General features: G+C 56.8%; 18 protein-coding genes and 2 rRNA genes (1 of these 20 cut by a window edge). 1 reads left to right on the top strand and 19 read right to left on the bottom strand.

Features of this window, described 5'->3' with window-relative positions:
• Positions 1–49 precede the first annotated feature (49 nt).
• The 15 genes from rpsI to ACJU26_RS00475 all read right to left on the bottom strand — a co-directional run bounded on the left by rpsI (position 50) and on the right by ACJU26_RS00475 (position 14,426).
• Complete coding sequence (gene rpsI, locus ACJU26_RS00545; protein WP_414040623.1) at positions 50–436, bottom strand: 30S ribosomal protein S9; 387 nt, start codon at positions 434–436, stop codon at positions 50–52.
• 13 nt (positions 437–449) lie between these two features.
• Complete coding sequence (gene rplM / locus ACJU26_RS00540) at positions 450–878, bottom strand: 50S ribosomal protein L13 (protein WP_414040622.1); 429 nt, start codon at positions 876–878, stop codon at positions 450–452.
• An 83-nt stretch (positions 879–961) separates the two neighbouring features.
• Positions 962–2,290 carry an NADH-quinone oxidoreductase subunit N gene (locus ACJU26_RS00535; protein ID WP_414040621.1) on the bottom strand — a complete coding sequence of 443 codons (1,329 nt, stop codon included), beginning with the start codon at positions 2,288–2,290 and terminating at the stop codon, positions 962–964.
• On the bottom strand, positions 2,280–3,740 hold the full coding sequence (locus ACJU26_RS00530) for a complex I subunit 4 family protein (RefSeq protein WP_414040620.1): 1,461 nt from the start codon (positions 3,738–3,740) through the stop codon (positions 2,280–2,282). The genes ACJU26_RS00535 and ACJU26_RS00530 overlap by 11 nt, the downstream gene beginning before the upstream one ends.
• Positions 3,737–5,599, bottom strand: a complete 1,863-nt coding sequence (nuoL, locus tag ACJU26_RS00525; protein ID WP_414040619.1) for an NADH-quinone oxidoreductase subunit L — start codon at positions 5,597–5,599, stop codon at positions 3,737–3,739. Before nuoL ends, ACJU26_RS00530 begins: the two co-directional genes overlap by 4 nt.
• Positions 5,592–5,903, bottom strand: a complete 312-nt coding sequence (locus tag ACJU26_RS00520; protein WP_414040618.1) for an NADH-quinone oxidoreductase subunit NuoK — start codon at positions 5,901–5,903, stop codon at positions 5,592–5,594. Before ACJU26_RS00520 ends, nuoL begins: the two co-directional genes overlap by 8 nt.
• Positions 5,893–6,387: an NADH-quinone oxidoreductase subunit J gene (locus ACJU26_RS00515; RefSeq protein ID WP_414040617.1), complete on the bottom strand. Its 495-nt coding sequence runs from the start codon at positions 6,385–6,387 to the stop codon at positions 5,893–5,895. The genes ACJU26_RS00520 and ACJU26_RS00515 overlap by 11 nt, the downstream gene beginning before the upstream one ends.
• Positions 6,384–6,914, bottom strand: a complete 531-nt coding sequence (gene nuoI / locus ACJU26_RS00510; protein WP_414040616.1) for an NADH-quinone oxidoreductase subunit NuoI — start codon at positions 6,912–6,914, stop codon at positions 6,384–6,386. The genes ACJU26_RS00515 and nuoI overlap by 4 nt, the downstream gene beginning before the upstream one ends.
• Positions 6,911–7,870, bottom strand: coding sequence for an NADH-quinone oxidoreductase subunit NuoH (gene nuoH, locus ACJU26_RS00505; RefSeq protein WP_414040615.1), 960 nt, complete (start codon positions 7,868–7,870; stop codon positions 6,911–6,913). Before nuoH ends, nuoI begins: the two co-directional genes overlap by 4 nt.
• Positions 7,867–10,161 carry a 2Fe-2S iron-sulfur cluster-binding protein gene (locus ACJU26_RS00500; protein WP_414040614.1) on the bottom strand — a complete coding sequence of 765 codons (2,295 nt, stop codon included), beginning with the start codon at positions 10,159–10,161 and terminating at the stop codon, positions 7,867–7,869. The genes nuoH and ACJU26_RS00500 overlap by 4 nt, the downstream gene beginning before the upstream one ends.
• Positions 10,158–11,417, bottom strand: coding sequence for a complex I 51 kDa subunit family protein (locus tag ACJU26_RS00495; RefSeq protein WP_414040613.1), 1,260 nt, complete (start codon positions 11,415–11,417; stop codon positions 10,158–10,160). Before ACJU26_RS00495 ends, ACJU26_RS00500 begins: the two co-directional genes overlap by 4 nt.
• Positions 11,402–11,914, bottom strand: a complete 513-nt coding sequence (locus ACJU26_RS00490; RefSeq protein ID WP_414040612.1) for an NAD(P)H-dependent oxidoreductase subunit E — start codon at positions 11,912–11,914, stop codon at positions 11,402–11,404. Before ACJU26_RS00490 ends, ACJU26_RS00495 begins: the two co-directional genes overlap by 16 nt.
• Complete coding sequence (nuoD, locus tag ACJU26_RS00485; protein ID WP_414040611.1) at positions 11,889–13,589, bottom strand: NADH dehydrogenase (quinone) subunit D; 1,701 nt, start codon at positions 13,587–13,589, stop codon at positions 11,889–11,891. Before nuoD ends, ACJU26_RS00490 begins: the two co-directional genes overlap by 26 nt.
• On the bottom strand, positions 13,576–14,076 hold the full coding sequence (locus ACJU26_RS00480; RefSeq protein ID WP_414040610.1) for an NADH-quinone oxidoreductase subunit B: 501 nt from the start codon (positions 14,074–14,076) through the stop codon (positions 13,576–13,578). Before ACJU26_RS00480 ends, nuoD begins: the two co-directional genes overlap by 14 nt.
• On the bottom strand, positions 14,067–14,426 hold the full coding sequence (locus ACJU26_RS00475) for an NADH-quinone oxidoreductase subunit A (RefSeq protein ID WP_414040609.1): 360 nt from the start codon (positions 14,424–14,426) through the stop codon (positions 14,067–14,069). The genes ACJU26_RS00480 and ACJU26_RS00475 overlap by 10 nt, the downstream gene beginning before the upstream one ends.
• A 152-nt stretch (positions 14,427–14,578) precedes the next feature.
• Here ACJU26_RS00475 and ACJU26_RS00470 point away from each other — a divergent pair, with 152 nt between their 5' ends.
• The gene (locus tag ACJU26_RS00470; RefSeq protein ID WP_414040608.1) at positions 14,579–14,884 is read left to right on the top strand and encodes a hypothetical protein; all 306 of its coding nucleotides are present in this window, start codon (positions 14,579–14,581) and stop codon (positions 14,882–14,884) included.
• 132 nt (positions 14,885–15,016) lie between these two features.
• Here the strand turns inward: ACJU26_RS00470 and ACJU26_RS00465 are convergent, their stop codons facing one another.
• The 4 genes from ACJU26_RS00465 to ACJU26_RS00450 all read right to left on the bottom strand — a co-directional run.
• A complete protein-coding gene (locus ACJU26_RS00465; protein ID WP_414040607.1) occupies positions 15,017–15,226 on the bottom strand; it encodes a DUF2892 domain-containing protein in 210 nt (69 codons plus the stop codon).
• 71 nt (positions 15,227–15,297) lie between these two features.
• Positions 15,298–15,897, bottom strand: a complete 600-nt coding sequence (locus ACJU26_RS00460; protein ID WP_414040606.1) for a nitroreductase family protein — start codon at positions 15,895–15,897, stop codon at positions 15,298–15,300.
• A 262-nt stretch (positions 15,898–16,159) separates the two neighbouring features.
• Positions 16,160–16,275 (bottom strand): 5S ribosomal RNA (rrf, locus tag ACJU26_RS00455).
• 87 nt (positions 16,276–16,362) lie between these two features.
• A 23S ribosomal RNA gene (locus ACJU26_RS00450) occupies positions 16,363–17,401 on the bottom strand (it continues 1,849 nt past the right edge of the window).

Here is a 17,401-nt window from a genome sequence, read left to right as displayed (position 1 = left end):
CCACGAAAAAGCCGCCCGGAGGCGGCTGGTTTCGTTCCCAAGCGTCGTCTTAACGTTTGGAGAACTGATGACTGCGCCGCGCCTTGTGCTTGCCGACCTTCTTACGTTCCACTTCGCGGGCATCCCGGGTCACGAAACCCGCACTGCGCAAAGGCCGCCGCAAGGTCTCATCATACAGCATGAGAGCACGGGTAATGCCGTGACGAATGGCACCCGCCTGACCACTGGCACCACCACCGCTGACATTCACCAGAATATCGAACTGGCTGCCGTGACCGGTCAGCTCCAGGGGTTGCATGACCACCATGCGCGAGGTTTCGCGGCCGAAGTACTCCTCCAGAGTCCGCTTGTTGATGACGATCTTACCGGAACCGCGCCGCAAATAAACCCGTGCAGTGGCGCTCTTGCGCCGACCCGTGCCGTAATATTGTTCCATGATAGTACTCACCTTAAATATCTAAAGTCTGGGGCTGTTGCGCCGAGTGAGGGTGCTCGGAACCGCTATATACCTTGAGCTTGCGGTACATGGCACGACCCAGGGAATTTTTCGGCAGCATGCCCTTGACAGCAATTTCGATAACCCGCTCCGGGTGGGTTTCCATCATTTTTTCAAAAGAGGCGCTTTTCAGGTTGCCGACATAGCCGGTGTGATGGTAATACATCTTGTCCTTGGCCTTATTGCCGGTCACCGCAATCTTGTCGGCATTGATGACAATGATGTGATCACCAATATCGGCATGGGGGGTGTACTCGGGCTTATGCTTGCCGCGCAGACGCGTAGCCACTTCGACGGACAGGCGGCCTAACACTTTATCGGTTGCATCCACTACGAACCAGTCTCCCTGGACTTCATGAGACTTGGCAGAATAGGTCTTCATCACAAAACTCCGGCTTCGGGTTTTTCACTGAGGGGCGGGAGATTAGCGACGAAACGGAACCTTGTCAAGGCATTTGCAGACTTTCAACTCACCCCATAGGGCAGCAGCAACCAGGAGAATAACAGAATCACTATTCCGAGTGCCGCAAAGGACTCCCAACTGCGGCGGTACAACAATCGCTCCGGATTGCTGAGCACCGCAGGCTTCCACAAGGCGCTGAGGTAGTAGGCGAAAGAAAAGGCACTGCCCAGGGCCAGCAAAATCGCCAGCCAGTACGCCTGGTCATGCACATCCGCAATAATCACCAGCAACTTGGCAAAAAAACCGATACTGGGCGGCATGCCTGCCAGCGCCAGCAAAGTCAGGCCCAAAAGCCCGGCCAGTACCGGCTGGCGTTCCCGCAAGGCTGCCCAGGGAATCGCAATACTGTTCTCGGGAAGAGCCGAAAGACCCATGAAAGTGCCCATGTTCATCAATCCGTACACCAAGGCATAGATGGCGGCCGCAACGATTCCCAAGGGGCCAACAGCGAGGGCTGCGAGAAAGTACCCGGCGTGGGCAATGGCCGAATAGCCCAACATTCTGCGTAAATGTCCGGCACGATAAGCAAGGACGTTACCCACCACAATACTGCTTGCGGCAATGATGGCAACCGGAATTTCCAGCTTCGGGGTCGCGGCCACCAGGGTAATCAACGCGCCCATGATGGCCACTTTGCCCACTCCCGCCAGAAAAATCAGGATAGGTGCCGGAGCGCCCTGGTAAATATCCGCCACCCAGGCATGAAACGGGGCAGCGGCGATCTCGAAACTCAAGGCAACCAGCAAAGCCAGCACGCCCATCAATCCGAAAACATTCGTACTCATGTCACCCATGGGCGGAATCACCGCCAGACTGCCATCCCCCAGATAGATCAGAGCGATGCCGATGGCAAACTGGGCGGAGGCCAGACCTGCCAGCAACGCGTATTTAAACGCCGATTCCAGTGCCCCACGACCACTGCCGGGCCATGCCAGCAGGGCAAAAAAGGGCAGCACCTGCAGTTCCAAACCAATCAACAACAGCAGGAGATTCTGGGCGCTGACCAAAATCAGACTGCCCGCCAACAGTGTCAGCAACAAGCCAATCAGACTGCCCGTCATTTTTCGGGAAAGCGGATGAAAAGCGATAAAAAACAGCCCCACCGCCACGGCAAGGCTCAGATATATCCCTAAAATACTGGCGCTCATATCCCAATACAGATCTGCGCCAAGGGACATATGTTCGACAAAAATACTGGCACCTGCAGCTATACCACTGATACCCCCCAGCCAGGGCATGAAGCGGCCCAAGCCCAGGGCATCGGCCAAGAATGCGATCAGCGCCGCAGCACCGACAATGAGTAATGGCAGCAAGGTCGGATTATACGCCATGACCGCCTCCCTGGATGATCTCCGCACTATGCACCGACAGCAAAATGCCCAGATGGGAAAGAATCGCCTGCGGATCCAGCCCCAACCATAAAGTCACCAGACCCAACATCCAGAATAGCAACCACTCGCCTTGCTGCAGGTCTTTCAGAGTTTCTGGCAGGGTATGGTTCAAAGGACCCAGCATGATCCGCTCATAGGCCCGCAAAAAATACACCACGCCCGCCAGAATCCCCAGGGTAGCCAGGGCGGCCGCCCAGGGCAGCACCCGGAAAGCACCCGCCAGGCTGAGAAATTCTCCCGGGAAATTGGCCAATCCCGGAAGCCCCATCCCCGCCAGAAAGAAGAACAGCATCCAGGCCCCTAGACGGGGAGTCCGCCGAAACAACCCGCCCAGACCCGCCCATTCTCCCGTCAGTCCTCGGCTTTCCATGACGCTGACCACCCCAAACAGCCCTGCCGACACCACGCCGTGCGCGATCAGCAGAAAGACACTGCCATGAATGGCCTGACTTTGCAGTGCAAATAACCCGAGGGCCACCAGATTCATGTGACTGACGCTGGCCCAGGCCGCGAACAGGCGCAGATTGGCCGCGTTAAGGGCCAGGAATGCCCCATACAGGGTGCCTATGGCACCCAGGATGATGCCGACTGGAGCAAATTCCAGGGCGGCCTGGGGAAGCAGGGGGATCGCAAAATGTATCAGACCATAAGCCCCTGCGGTCACTGCCGCGCCCGAGAGAAACACACTGCCTGCCGGGGCGGCATGACCATAACCCGAAGCGGCCCAGCTATGCAGGGGGAAAAGCGGCATTTTGACGGCCAGGCCGGCAACCATTCCCAGAAACAGCCAGATGCCCAACCCCGCGCTGATCCGAGTGTCGGCAAGCTGCAAAATGGAAAAGTTATAAATCCCGGTCTGTTGACCATGGAGCACATAAACCACGACCAGAGCCACCAGAAACAGTAATGACCCGACGAAGGTGTACAAGAGGAATTGCAGGGCAGCAGCACGGTTTTTGTGACCACTGCGCAAAATCAGGAAAGCTCCCGCGAGGGCGAGGATTTCATAGAAAATATAAAACATCAGTACATTCTGGGCATAAAATATCCCGAACAAGGCTCCCGCCATGACCAGAATGGCACTGGCCAGCGTCCGGAATTCCGGCAAGCGCCAGGCAAAGGCCAGGCTCACCGGTATCAACACGGCGCAAAGCAGCGCCAGGGTGCTGCCCAGGGGACCCGCGTGTAAAGTCCAGAGGCCACCCAGAAAGGGAATATGGAGTCCATGCCCTAAAGTGCCACTCCTGCCGGGAGCAAAACGCAGAATCAACGTCAGTAGTAACTCGATCAGAGCGATGGTCATGGCCAGGCGCTGCCCCGCCTGTTTTTGTGCGGACAGCCATAGGGCGGCGCACCAGGGCAGGAGGATCAAGACCGTCACGAGGATCACAGCAAGTATCCCCAGGCGATAAAGAGCAGCACCACCAACCCGAGAATCATGCCGCTGGCATAACGGCTGAGCAGACCATTTTCACCGCTTTCCAGGACCCGGCTACCCAGCCCGAAGCCATCCTTTAATCCCCCAAGCAGCACCAATTGAAAACCGGCTTGTTCCACCAGACGGTCCAGAACCTTGGCCAGGGCGTACCAGATCAGCGGAAAAACACGCAAAAAAATCCGATCGAAAAACCAGGCGTTGAAGAGGAAGGCGATGCGACTGAGACTGCGCCCTTCGCGCTCCCATTGCGCCACCTTGTAGGCAATGGCAATGCCAATGAGGGTGGCGACTGATCCAAACACCTGCAGGAAAATGTTCAGGGTTCCCGCAGGGGCTGGCGGCATGCCCAGTTCCGGGGCCAGCCAGGGGAGCCAGAGCTTCGGCCCCGGCCAGCCGGGAGGAAATTGCAGCCAGCCAATACCAATGCTCGCGAGCGCCAGGATGCCTAACGGGATTTTCATGCCCCAGCCCATCTGATAGGGTTCGCCTGGTTTTTCTGGGCCTTCAAACACCAGGAAATAAAGGCGGAAAGCATAAATCGCCGTGAATACCGCGCCCAGCAGGGCCAACACCCAGAGCAACTTGCCACCCGGGACAATGAATGCCGCGGCAATAATGGCATCCTTGCTATAGAAAGAGGCCGAAATCACCGGCACGGCGGCCAGCGCAAAAATGCCTGCGAGAAAAGTCCAACGTAAAAAAGGTTGCTGCTTTTTAAGCCCCCCCATCTGACGAATATCGTGATTATCGCTGTAGATGAGAATGACCACCCCGGCGCCCATGAACAGCAGCGCCTTGAAGCAAGCATGGACAAGGAGATGGAAGAGGCCGAGGGCAGGCGCGCCGATGCCCACGCCGAGAAACATGTAACCCAGCTGACTGATGGTGGAATAAGCCAGTATGCGCTTGATATCCACCTGGGCAATACCACAGCTTGCCGCATACAGAGCGGTAAAGGCACCGCCGAGACCGATCACCCAGAGCATGCCGGGAACTGCCACAAAAAGCGGATACAGGCGAATACAGAGATAAACCCCCGCCGTGACCATGGTAGCGGCATGAATGAGGGCAGAAACCGTACTGGGCCCGGCCATGGAATCGGGCAACCAGATATGCAGTGGGAATTGTGCCGATTTGGCTATCGCACCAATCAGTATCAGGATTCCCGCTATGAGCAGCGCCAGATGATCGGGACGGGCCGCCACCGCTGCAAACAGATGGGAGTAATCAAGGGTATGATACTCGGCAAACAGAATGAAAATCGCCAGGGCAAGGGCCGTATCACCAATTCGGGTCACCACAAATGCCTTACGCCCGGCCCAGGCATTTTCCTGCTTGCGGTACCAGTGCGCCACCAGCGCATAAGAACACAAACCGACGGTTTCCCAGCCCAGGTACAGCAGCAACAAGTTGTTCGCCATGGTGAGAATCAGCATCCCGCCCACAAACAGATTCAGATAAAAATAGTAGCGCCGCTCACCGTAGTCTCCATTCAGATATTGCTGGGAAAAGAGGTGGATCAAAAATCCCACAAAAGCGGCAATGCTGATCATGACCAAGGTCACTTGATCCACATGAAAAGCGATGCTGGCGTGAAAATGGCCAACGGCAATCCAGGTCCAGACCTGCTCATGGAGATTGGGATCGCGTCCGTGGGTCATCCAGACGGCAAATACCACCAAGGTCGACAAAAAGGGCATGCTTGCCGCCATGCGGCCTATTTGTCTTGGGGAGAAATGCTCTCCGAAAATACCATTGAGCAATGCCCCCAGCAGGGGAAATCCCGGAATCAGAAAAAGCCATTCACTCATCGGCTTCCTCCCGGAGCTGGCGCAGATCATCTACGGTATCTCCCCCCAGATCGTGCTTGACCCGCAGCAGCAGCGCCAAGGTCAAAGCCAGAGCAGCACCGCTCAACGCCATCATGAACACGACCAGCACCTGACCGGTGGCCGAGTGCCAGCGTGCCCCTCCAGCCAGGGCAATCACCATGGCGGCGTTGAAGAGCAATTCGATACCCAAGAGCAGAAAAATCAGATTGCGGCGTAAAAGGATCAACGCCACCCCGACCACAAACAGCAGTGCTGCAATGACCAGCGCCAGCTCAAGTGTCATGCTCATCCCTCCGATGGATGGCCAGTACCGCAGCAATGACCGCAAAGAGGAGCAATGCCACGGCCTCTGTCAGCCAGAGATAAGGGCCGAAAAGGGCACGTCCTACGCTGGCGGGACCTATTTCCTGAATCACCACCTGGAGATCCGGACGCTGACTGAAAAGGAGAATCAGGACGGCTGCCAGCAGCACGACCAGCACGGCAGGCCACCAGAAACCCTGACGCCAGCGCGCTTCTTCCCGGGCTGGCAATGGGGAGCGCAGCAACATGATGGCAAAGAGAAAAAGGACGAGAATAGCGCCCACATACAACATCACTTCCAGGGCCGCGATAAAAGGCGCTCCCAGCAGCAAAAAGAGAATGCTCAAGGCCAGCAGGCTGACACCCAGGTTGACCACCCCGTGCATGGGATCACGGACGACCAGCAACGCCGCCCCGGTCATCAGAACCATCAACAGCAGCAGCAATATCAGCAGAATCATCATGGCAGGTTGCTCCGGACATTGACGGGGGCCTTTTCGTTGATCCCCTCTCCTTTGTCCTTGTCATGCAGGGCCACTCCGGAATGGCGATAAAAGTTGTAATGCGGGTGCTTCCCTGTTCCGTCTATGAGCAATGCGTCCTTTTCATAAATGAAATCGCCATGATGTTCTTTGCTGAAAGCAAACTCATCGAGGAGCTGGATGGCCAGGGTAGGACAGGCTTCCTCACAGAGGCCACAATAAATACAGCGGGAAAAATTGATGCGGAAAGTCAGGGGATAACGGCGGGTATCGGGACGCTCTCCCGCCTGCAATTCGATGCAGCGGGTGGGGCAGACGGCTGAACACAACTGGCAGGCTACACAACGTTCGTCGCCATCGGGATCACGCGTCAGGGTCGGCCTGCCACGCCAGCGGGGCGGTAAATGCAAGGGGGCTTCCGGGTAACTCACGGTCGCGACCCGACCCAGCTGGCGCAAGGTTGTCCACAGCCCTGCGCCCAGGTCGACAAGATCGCGCCAGGCGCTCATGCCAGCCTCCACAATGCGGCTGCCAAAGCCGTCGCCAGGATGTTGAACAACGCCAAAGGCAAAAGGACTTTCCAGCCCAGACCCATCAACTGATCATAACGGGGACGGGGCAAGGTGGCTCGCAGCCAGAAAAACACAAAAATGATCGCGCCGGTCTTGAGCAGCAGCCATATCCATCCCGGCAGCCAGGGACCATGCCAGCCGCCCAGGTACAGCAGGGCCGTAAGCACGGCGATCAGGGTCATCCCGAGATACTCCCCCAGAAAAAAATAGCCGAAGCGCATCCCGCCATATTCGGTGTTGAACCCCGCCACCAGTTCACTTTCCGCTTCGGGCAGATCAAAGGGAAGGCGATGGGTTTCGGCGACCCCGGCTGTCAGAAAAATGACAAAGCCCAAGGGCTGCAGGACGATATAAGGCAGATTCTGGGCAGCCACAATGCCATTCAGGGAGAGTGAGCCACTGAGCAGCACCACGCCCAGCAGCGCCAGCCCCATGGGCAATTCGTAGCTGACCAGCTGCGCCACCGCCCTTACCGCGCCCAGCAGGGAAAACTTGTTTCCCGAAGCCCAGCCGCCCAAAAAGACACCATAGGCATTCAGGGAGCTCATGGCGAGAATGAACAAGAGGCCGATATTCCAGTTACCCGCCCAGGAAAAATGCTGATCCAGAGGGACCACGGCAAAACTGGCCAGGGCACTGAAAGCCACCAGAACCGGCGCGGCCCGATAAAGCGCTGGATCCGCAAAATCCGGAACAAAGCTTTCCTTGCTCATCAGCTTGAGGGCATCGGCCAGAGCCTGGCCGACTCCCAGTGGGCCGAGACGATTGGGACCCAGACGATTCTGCAGGAAAGCCAGCACCCGGCGCTCGGCAAATACCAGAAAACCGGCCACCCCCAGTAATATCAGGGTGGTCAACAACATGCCCAGGGCCATGAGAAAAAGCCTCATCATCTTTGCTCCCAGGTCACTTCGACCGGATCCCCAGGATATAATCCCAGTTCGGCAAAGCCCTCCTGATCGATGGCAATGACACCCTGGACCATGTCCTCAGAGGGAATGACCGGCAAATGGAGTTGTCCGCAGGGACCATGCAAGGTGGCCCATTCGGCCCGAACGTCCGGATGCACCCGCAATCCCCGTAGGGGAGCCAGAGAATGGAGTTCTTCGGCCGTATCCGCCAGGGTTTCGCCACCATACCAACGGAAAATATCCAGTTCCCACTGCTCGGGTCCCACTACCGGAGTGCTTGGCAGTGCCGCAATTTCAAAGCGGGCACGAAGGGTGTCTGGCAGCAGCATTCCCGGACTTTCGGGATCTGGCAGTTCTGGACAGAGAAAATGCAGATAAAAATCGAGACGTTTTTGCCAGGCATCGTGTACCTGTAACAGCTCGGCCAGACGGCCCAGCCAGAACAGGGGCGGCGGTGGTCCCAGGGGATGCTTCATTCCTCCGGCGGCCTCGGGAAAACCGCTGCCATGCACTGCCGAGTGCAATACCTGGGCTTCACGATGATACACTGGAGCAAACGCCTGAATCCGGCCTTCATAATTCACGAATAATCCGGCCCGCTCAGGAAAGGCAGCAACGGGAAACAGCGCCTCTGCCGCTCGGGCGGTTTCCGAATCCACCATGTCCAGCAAAGCCAGACCATCCAGACCCGGAGACAGGGTGCGCCAGGTACCCGCACCCCAATCCTCGCCCAGAGGATCCGCCCCCAAACACAGCAAATGATGGATTTCGCGCTGCCGCAAAGCCTGCTGCAGGCGCTCGGTATGTCCATCCGCCGCAAAATAGGCCGCTCCAAACAGGTTCGGACGATTGACAAAAGCCCCGGCGCGGGCGTTGGCGGGCAGCTTTCCCAGGGTTTTGCGCAGAGCGTACAAGCCCGCTGGACCCAGTGTTTCGGCAGTGGCCAAAAGCACCGGGAGGCGCCCTCCCTGCAAACAGGGATCATCAGCCAGCCGGGATACCTCATCGGGCAAGGCGCTGGGACGTCGGGGGCGATAATCGCCCTTTTGAGCCAGGCTGGTCCGGCTGCTGGCCAGTACCGTCAAACGCGCGCCCTTACCTAAGGCCTGTCTTACGGCAAAACCGGCCATGGGGGCGATACTGTCCAGATCACCGATAACCACAATGCGATCGGCGGCCGCGACCTCCTGCAAACTGGGCGCCTGGGGGAGCGCCAGACATTGTTGTGCCAGAGCTTCTGCCCAGGAACTGGTCACTGCGGCAAAAGGGGCATGCAAACAATCGGCCAGGGCAAAAAGACCCAGATTACTCTGCAGATCTTCCCGGGGAGAGCCCAGAAATCCACTGCGGCCCTCTTCCAGACGCCCGGCCAATTGCCGCAAGACCGCATCCTGGCGACTGCTTTCCCCCATCAAGCGAGGCTGCAAGGGTCGGGAACGGGCCGTTACATAGGGAAAGGCATAGCGACCCCGATCACAGAGGAAGTGACCATTGATTTCGGGATGATGACGGTTGCGAATCCGCCGCAGGGTCCCCAGACGGGCTCCCGGAGTGGTGTTGCACCCCACCGCACAATGGGGGCAAACCGAAGGTCCCTGCTGCAGGTCCCAAACCCTGACATAGTCGTGGCGAAATACCTTGTCGGTAAACACACCGGTCGGACAGACTTCAACCAGATTCCCGCTGAAGGGACTTTCCAGAGGGCCGTCCTCCAGGCGTCCGAAGCTGATCCGGTTACGGGAACCAAACACGCCGAAATCCTCTCCCAGGGCGGCATCCTGATAAAAACGTACGCAGCGATAGCAGGTAATGCAGCGGTTCATTTCCTGATAGACCAGGGGACCGAGGTCCTGGTTGCGATAGGTGCGTTTCGGGCCGCTGTAGTGGCGCACACTATGTCCGGTTTGCACCGTCATATCCTGCAGGTGGCATTCCCCACCCTCATCACAGACCGGGCAGTCGAGGGGATGATTGGTCATGAGCAATTCAATGATTTCCCGATGTTCCGTATGCACATCGGCTTCCAGTGTCACCAGTTGCAGACCCTCACTGGCGGGTAGCAGGCAGGCCATGGTGATCCGGGGCGGATGCTTGCTGTCATGGGGATACATTTTCACGGCACATTGTCGGCAGGCACCCAGACTGCCGAGGGCCGGATGAAAGCAGAAATAAGGAATCTGACGATCCTGGCCAGCGGCAATGGCGGCTTCCAGCACATTTTGTCCGGGAATGAAGGGAATCTCCTGACCATCCAGAAAAAAGACATGCTTCATGACTGGCGTTCCCGATATGGACAATGTCCGAGACGGACATGGGCCTGAAATTCATCGGCAAAGGCATGCAGCCCCGAAAGTACCGGCATCAGGGCTCCGGGAGCCAGCGCACAAAAGCTGTTGGGGGCGATTTGTCCACCCAGGTGGTGCAGAGTGTCAATATCTTCCATGCTCCCTTCTCCCGCCTCAATGCGCTCCAGCAACCAGCGCACATAAGGCAGACCCTCCCGACAGGGAGTGCAAAATCCACAGGACTCACGCGCAAAAAATCGGGTGGTTGCCACCAGAAAATCGACGGGACATTGTTGGTCATCCATCACAATGAAGCCTCCCGTGCCCAGCCTGGACCCCACCTTTGCCACCGCGTCAAAATGCATGGGCGTATCCAAATGCTCAGGCATCAAAAAGGGCGTGGAGGAACCACCGGGCAGGACCGCGCGCAAGCTTCGCCCTTCCCGCAATCCTCCGGCATGCTCAAACAATATTTCCCGGGCTGTCGTACCCATGGGCAATTCAAACACCCCCGGTCGTTGGGCAGGCCCACAGACGCTGTATAGCTTGCTACCCACGCCTCCATTCACGCCCAGACTGCGAAACCAGTCAGCGCCATGGGCCAGGATGCCCGGCAAATGCGCCATACTCTCGGCGTTATTCACCGTCGTCGGCTGCTGCCAGAGCCCTCGCTGACTGATATGGGGCGGTTTTTTACGAGGATTGGCCCTTTTGCCTTCAATGGCATTGAGAATGGCCGAATCTTCACCACAAATATATCGCCCCAGAGAAACATGAACATCCAGACGCAGGTCACCATCGGGCAAACGCAGCAAACCCGCTTCTCGGATCTGGTGCAGGGCTTTTTCCAGGATCCGGGCGCCCGCTGCATATTCCCCTCGCACAAAAATGACGGCATAGCCCACGCCCAGGGCGTGGGCGGCAATGAGCATGCCTTCGAGAATATGGTGAGGAGCGCCGAACAGCAGCGCCCGGTCCTTGATACTCCCGGGCTCGGTTTCATCCAGATTGCACACCAGATACCGGGGTTCGGGCGCATCTGCGCCACGCAGGCGCCATTTCAGCCCGGTGGGAAAACCCGCCCCGCCACAGCCGCGCAGTCCGGAGTTTTCCACTTCGGCGACGATGTCGGCGGGCTCCATCTGTAATGCCCGGGCCAGGCCGGCATAGCCGCCAGCTTGGCGATAAACCCGTAGATCAGCAGGGTCCGGATCCGCGAAATGCCGACTCAGGATGGCTTCCATACATCCGCCTCCAGTCGTGCCAAAAGCTGGATCAGACCCTGCTTGTCCATCGGCCCCAAGGCCTCATCATCGACCATCAAGGCTGGCGCCCGATCACACAGACCGATACACACATGGGGAATCACCGTCAGCTTGCCGCTGCGACTCACTTCACCAAGCTCTACACCGCAATGCTGGCGGGCCTGGGCCAGCATTGCCTGGGCTCCGGCCATGTGACAAGCGATACTGTCACAAATCCTCAGGACATGGGTGCCCACCGGCTCACGCAGCACCAGACTGTAAAAAGTGCAGAGTTCCTCGACTCTTACCGGGCTCAATCCCGTCACTGTAGCCGCCAGATGCAAGGCATGGTCATCAATGTGGCCCCGCACCTTTTGCAAGACCTGCAGGACTTCGCTGATGGCCGCCTCTGGAACGGGAGCCTCCGCCACCAGCCCTCGCAGTCTGGCAAGCAGGGCTTCATCATGCACGTCAGCGGTCGAGGTCGGCAAGGACATAATCTATGGATCCAATGGTCGCAATGAAATCGGGCAAGGCCGTGTCACGTCCCAGCTCGGTAATGAGCTGGACATGGGGAAAGGAGGGGGTGCGCACCCGCACCCGGTAGGGATAAGCACTGCCATCGGCGACAAGGTAATAGGCAAGCATGCCGCGCGCCGATTCGGTGATACTCAACACCTGTCCTGCGGGCGGGCCGATTTCTCCAGCCATCTGTTCAAAATGGTGGATGAGTGTCTCGATATCCCGCAAGGTATGATCTTTGGGGGGTAAGGCATAGCGGGCATCGGCGGCCAGGGTCGGACCCTCCGGCAATTTATCGGCGAGCTGCCGCAACATGCGGATACTTTGGCGAATTTCATCAATATGCAATTGCGTCCGGGCCAGGGCGTCTCCGTCAGTAGAAGTCGGCACTTCAAAATCAAGGGCTTCATAGAACCCATAGGGCGAGGCTTTGCGCATATCCCAGGCTTTGCCCGTACTGCGCAAGACAATACCCGAGGCTCCCCATTTCTCGGCCTGTGCGGCTGACAGCACCCCAATACCCTGGGTACGGGCACGGAAAATCGGATTGCCTACGGTAAGCGTCTCGGTATCGCGCAAACCCGTCTCGACCTTCTGGAGGACCTGCAGCAAATCCTCCCGCCAATCCTCGGGCAAATCAGCAGCCACCCCGCCAATCCGGAAAAACTGCGGATGCAAACGTCCACCGGTATATTTTTCAATCAGATCAAGCAGCAAGGCCCGGTCCCGAAAAGCATAAAAAGCCGGCCCCATGGTGCCGAGATCATTACCGTAACTACCCAACCACACCAGATGGGAGGAAATTCGGCAGATTTCCGCCAGCAGTGTGCGGATTCCTTCGGCACGAGCGGGCAGTCTGAGATCCGCCAGCATTTCCACGCCGCGCACATAAGGAAATTCCCCCAACACGCCGCCCAGATAATCGACGCGATCGGTATAGGGAATAAAATTATGAAAAGTATGTCCTTCGGCTATTTTTTCCACGCCCCGATGATGATAACCAATATCCGGGTCCACGCTGGCAATTTTTTCTCCGGAAATTTTCAGGACAAAGCGCAGAATGCCGTGGGTTCCAGGATGATGAGGCCCTACATTCAGCACGGTTTGTCCCGATTCTGGAGCGGCCACTTCTTCGCTGTAAGCCTTGAGGGCTTCCTGAAGATCGGCTTTGCTCAAATGATAGACTGGTCTTTCCGTGGCGCGGATGGCTTCCTTTTTGCGCAGCGGATGTCCCTCCCATAGAGGTGGCAACAAAATGCGCCGCAAATCCGGGTGACCACTGAATTTCAGCCCGAACAGATCGTAAACTTCTCGCTCGTACCAGTTGGCATTGACGTAAATACCGGTAATGGAAGGGACCGGGATTGCCGCATCGGGATGGGCTACCCGCAAGCGCAGCGCCCCACAACCCTCCAGACCATGAAGATGGTAGGTCAAGGTATAACGGGCAGAAGCTGTGCTGTCTTGCGGCCCTTCATCCACGGCCGTCAAATCCAGGAGCATGGGAAAGGATGGTTGCATCTCTTCATGCAGAAAATGCAGTGCTGGCAGTAACTGCTCCTCGGGCAGATGGAAATCCGGCCAGCCATCCCGCCCCTCCGTAAGCGGACTGGCAGCAAAACGCTTCTGCAACACCTCAGCCAGCAGCATTGCTCAGTTCCCGCTGCAATATCCGGGGCGGATGACGGCGAATTTTCTGCTGTAATAGCAAAAGACCATCCATCAAGGCTTCTGGCCGGGGCGGACAACCGGGAACATATACATCCACCGGCAAAAGTCGGTCGATTCCCTGAACCACGCTGTACACATCGTACATTCCCCCGGAATTGGAACAGGACCCCATGGAAATCACCCACTTGGGCTCCAACATTTGTTCGTATATTTCCAGTATCATGGGCGCCATTTTTACGAAAATCGTCCCTGAGGTGATCAGAACATCAGACTGCCGGGGTGAGCCGCGCAGCACTTCTGCTCCAAAACGCGATAAATCGTGGCGGGGGGTGACAGCCGTAACCATTTCGATGAAACAGCAAGAAGTCCCAAAGTTCAGGGGCCAGAGTGAACCGGCCCGGCTCCAGGCCAGCATTTCTTCAAATTTTCCCACCAGCAAGGACAAGGGGCCTGGGCCTAGTGCCATTGCAAACCTCCCATTCGCCACTCATAAAACAAACCCAAGCCCAGAATCAGCATAAAAGCCAGACCAGCAATGACAGGTCCCCAACCCAGATGGTGAAATGCCACTGCCCAGGCAAAAAGAAAGGCCGCCTCCAACTCGAACACCAGAAAAGAAACCGCCAGCAGATAAAAGGCCACGGGCGTTGCCGGATGCGTGCTGGTATTGATTCCAAGACCACTTTCAAATGGCACGTTCTTGTTACGATTGGGATGATTTCCACCGAGCAGGCCCGATATCCAGAGAATACCGACCAATACCAGCAACACGGCTACGGCAAAAATTCCGACGATCAGGGCAGGACTGGGGATCATGACCAATTTCCCCAAAATGCGATTTTTGTCTGAGGATACAAAAAACCCCCTTTTCAGAATGCAGGCACGCCCTACACATACCTAGTGTCAGCATTGAACTACGCTATATAGTATAGACCATAATTGGTCCTGCATCGGAGGATCTCTTCTAAATGAATATCTGGGAAGATCCCGTCGTCCAGTCGGGCATACTGGATTATCTGGAACAAAAGCAGCTGCTGGCCAGCTTCACCAGCATGGGGGGCGTGGCGATCCGGGAGGGAGCACAGTGCCATTGCAGCCTCCCTGAACATGTCGGCAACGAAGTGATGCTGCTCTGTCAGTTCGATTTCGATGAACTGGTCCCCTTTGGTGCCGCTGGAGATCAGCGCCTACGCCAGCAGGGACAGGTGCATGTGCGCCTGGATGAGACCGGCAAGGTGGTCGATGCCTGGTTATGCCGACCCGGATCCTGCTGACTACCTTTCGTGAGCAGAACAGGCTCTGGCAGACCGCGGGCGTTACGTTGCCCTCTCCATAAACGGAAGGCACGGGATCTCCGTGCCTTCGGATCTGCAACACGCGCTGGACGAAACACGGTAGCGCAGTGCTCAGCTCTGCTTTTTTACGGGGCAGGTCCTGATACCCAGCAAGGTATATAAAGCGCAAAAGCCCGTGATTCCGGTAATCAGGGGTATCAATCCAAGCAAAGCCCACCACTTGCTGGCGCCCGGTAAAAATACCGCAAGCACCACAATAATCACCAGCCCCAGTATCACCCGAATCAGACGGTCCAACTTTCCTTCATTGACAGGCATCATCAACTCCCCCACAGGCATCACCTGCATGCATTCATTGAAATTAGATTATAGTACGTAAATCCTGCTCATATTCAGAAATGATCAACCTGCACCAAAGACTGTATATCGATACGGTTGCGTGGCCAGGCATTTTCAGTGCCTTTGCCCACAGCAATCATGTAAGCGATGGCATAATTTTCGGGTAGATGAATCAGTTTGGCCACCGCCTCAAAATCAAAACCATCCATGGGACAGGAATCGTAACCCAGATCCTGGGCCAGCAGCATCAGGGTCATCCCGAAAATTCCCATGCTGCGCATCGCTTCATCACGAGCTATCTGCGGCTTCCCACGATAATATTCATCCAGCTTGGGCAGCAAGAAGTCCTGTACCGGCTGCGGGGAAGTCGCCCAGTAACGTTGTGGCTCTTCCTGCCAGGCCAGGAGATCTGCGCATAATACAAAAAGCGCCGAAGCATCGGTCACTTGGGCCTGGCCCCAGGCCTGTTCACGAATCGCCGCGCGTAATTGCGGATCCTGCACGTCCACAATACGCCAGTGCTGTATATTGTAAGCACTTGGTGCCAGCGCGACGTGTTCCAGAAGCGTTCTTTTCGTCTCGGCAGACATCTGATGGTGTGGATCAAACAATTTGACTGCCCGACGTTGCTGGACTGCTGTGATGACATCCATATACTCACCTCGTTCATCTGGTTAGTTGGGTAAGGGCAATTTAGGACCGACCGGTTGGTACTGTCAATAAGCCTTTTGTGCAGGAACGGATAAACAGGCATGGCTGCGCACACCAAGGTTTTCATTATTGGTGCAGTCATGCGGATGCCGAGCCGCATCCTTGGCTCAGCTAGTACAATATTTGGTCTGTGCTGCCCACCGGGGTCCACTCAGCACCAAAAAGTAGCCCCGCTTCGTGATGGAAGCGGGGCTGGGCATAGGTGTCTGGCGGTGACCGACTTTCGCGGAGGGAGACCCTCAACTATCATAGGCGCTGCAGCGTTTCACGGTCCTGTTCGAGATGGGAAGGGGTGGTTCCACTGCGCTATGGCCGCCAGACAAGTTTTAAACGGGTTAAAACGGGTCTGCCTGAGTGTGCACTCAGGGTGTATCAGAAGGGAAGGTTGTTGGATGCTTGGGTGATATATGGTCAAGCCACACGGGCGATTAGTACTCCTTAGCTACACGCATTACTGCGCTTCCACAGGGAGCCTATCAACGTGGTGGTCTTCCACGGCCCTTCAGGGGGCTTATGCCCCGGGAGATCTCATCTTGGGATGGGCTTCCCGCTTAGATGCTTTCAGCGGTTATCCCGACCGTACTTAGCTACCCGGCAATGCCCTTGGCAGAACAACCGGAACACCAGAGGTACGTCCACTCCGGTCCTCTCGTACTAGGAGCAGCTTCCCGCAAATCTCCAACGCCCATGGCAGATAGGGACCGAACTGTCTCACGACGTTCTGAACCCAGCTCGCGTACCGCTTTAAATGGCGAACAGCCATACCCTTGGGACCGGCTACAGCCCCAGGATGCGATGAGCCGACATCGAGGTGCCAAACTCCCCCGTCGATGTGAACTCTTGGGGGGAATCAGCCTGTTATCCCCGGCGTACCTTTTATCCGTTGAGCGATGGCCCTTCCATACAGAACCACCGGATCACTAAGACCTGCTTTCGCACCTGCTCGACTTGTCTGTCTCGCAGTCAAGCACCCTTGTGCCTTTGCACTCACTGCGCGATTTCCGACCGCGCTGAGGGTACCTTCGTGCTCCTCCGTTACTCTTTGGGAGGAGACCGCCCCAGTCAAACTACCCACCAAACACTGTCCCTGATCCGGATCACGGATCGAGGTTAGAACCCCAAGATCACCAGGGTGGTATTTCAAGGACGGCTCCACCGGAACTGGCGTCCCGGTTTCACAGCCTCCCACCTATCCTACACAAATCATCTCAAGGTCCCATGCTAAGCTGTAGTAAAGGTGCACGGGGTCTTTCCGTCTTGCCACGGGAACGCTGTATCTTCACAGCGACTTCAACTTCGCTGAGTCTCGGGTGGAGACAGTGTGGCCATCATTACGCCATTCGTGCAGGTCGGAACTTACCCGACAAGGAATTTCGCTACCTTAGGACCGTTATAGTTACGGCCGCCGTTTACCGGGGCTTCGATCAAGAGCTTGCACCCCCTCAC

Origin of the sequence: Acidithiobacillus sp. M4-SHS-6 (assembly GCF_047421495.1) — a bacterium.
Classification (GTDB): domain Bacteria; phylum Pseudomonadota; class Gammaproteobacteria; order Acidithiobacillales; family Acidithiobacillaceae; genus Acidithiobacillus.
This window is presented reverse-complemented; position numbering and strand designations above follow the sequence as displayed.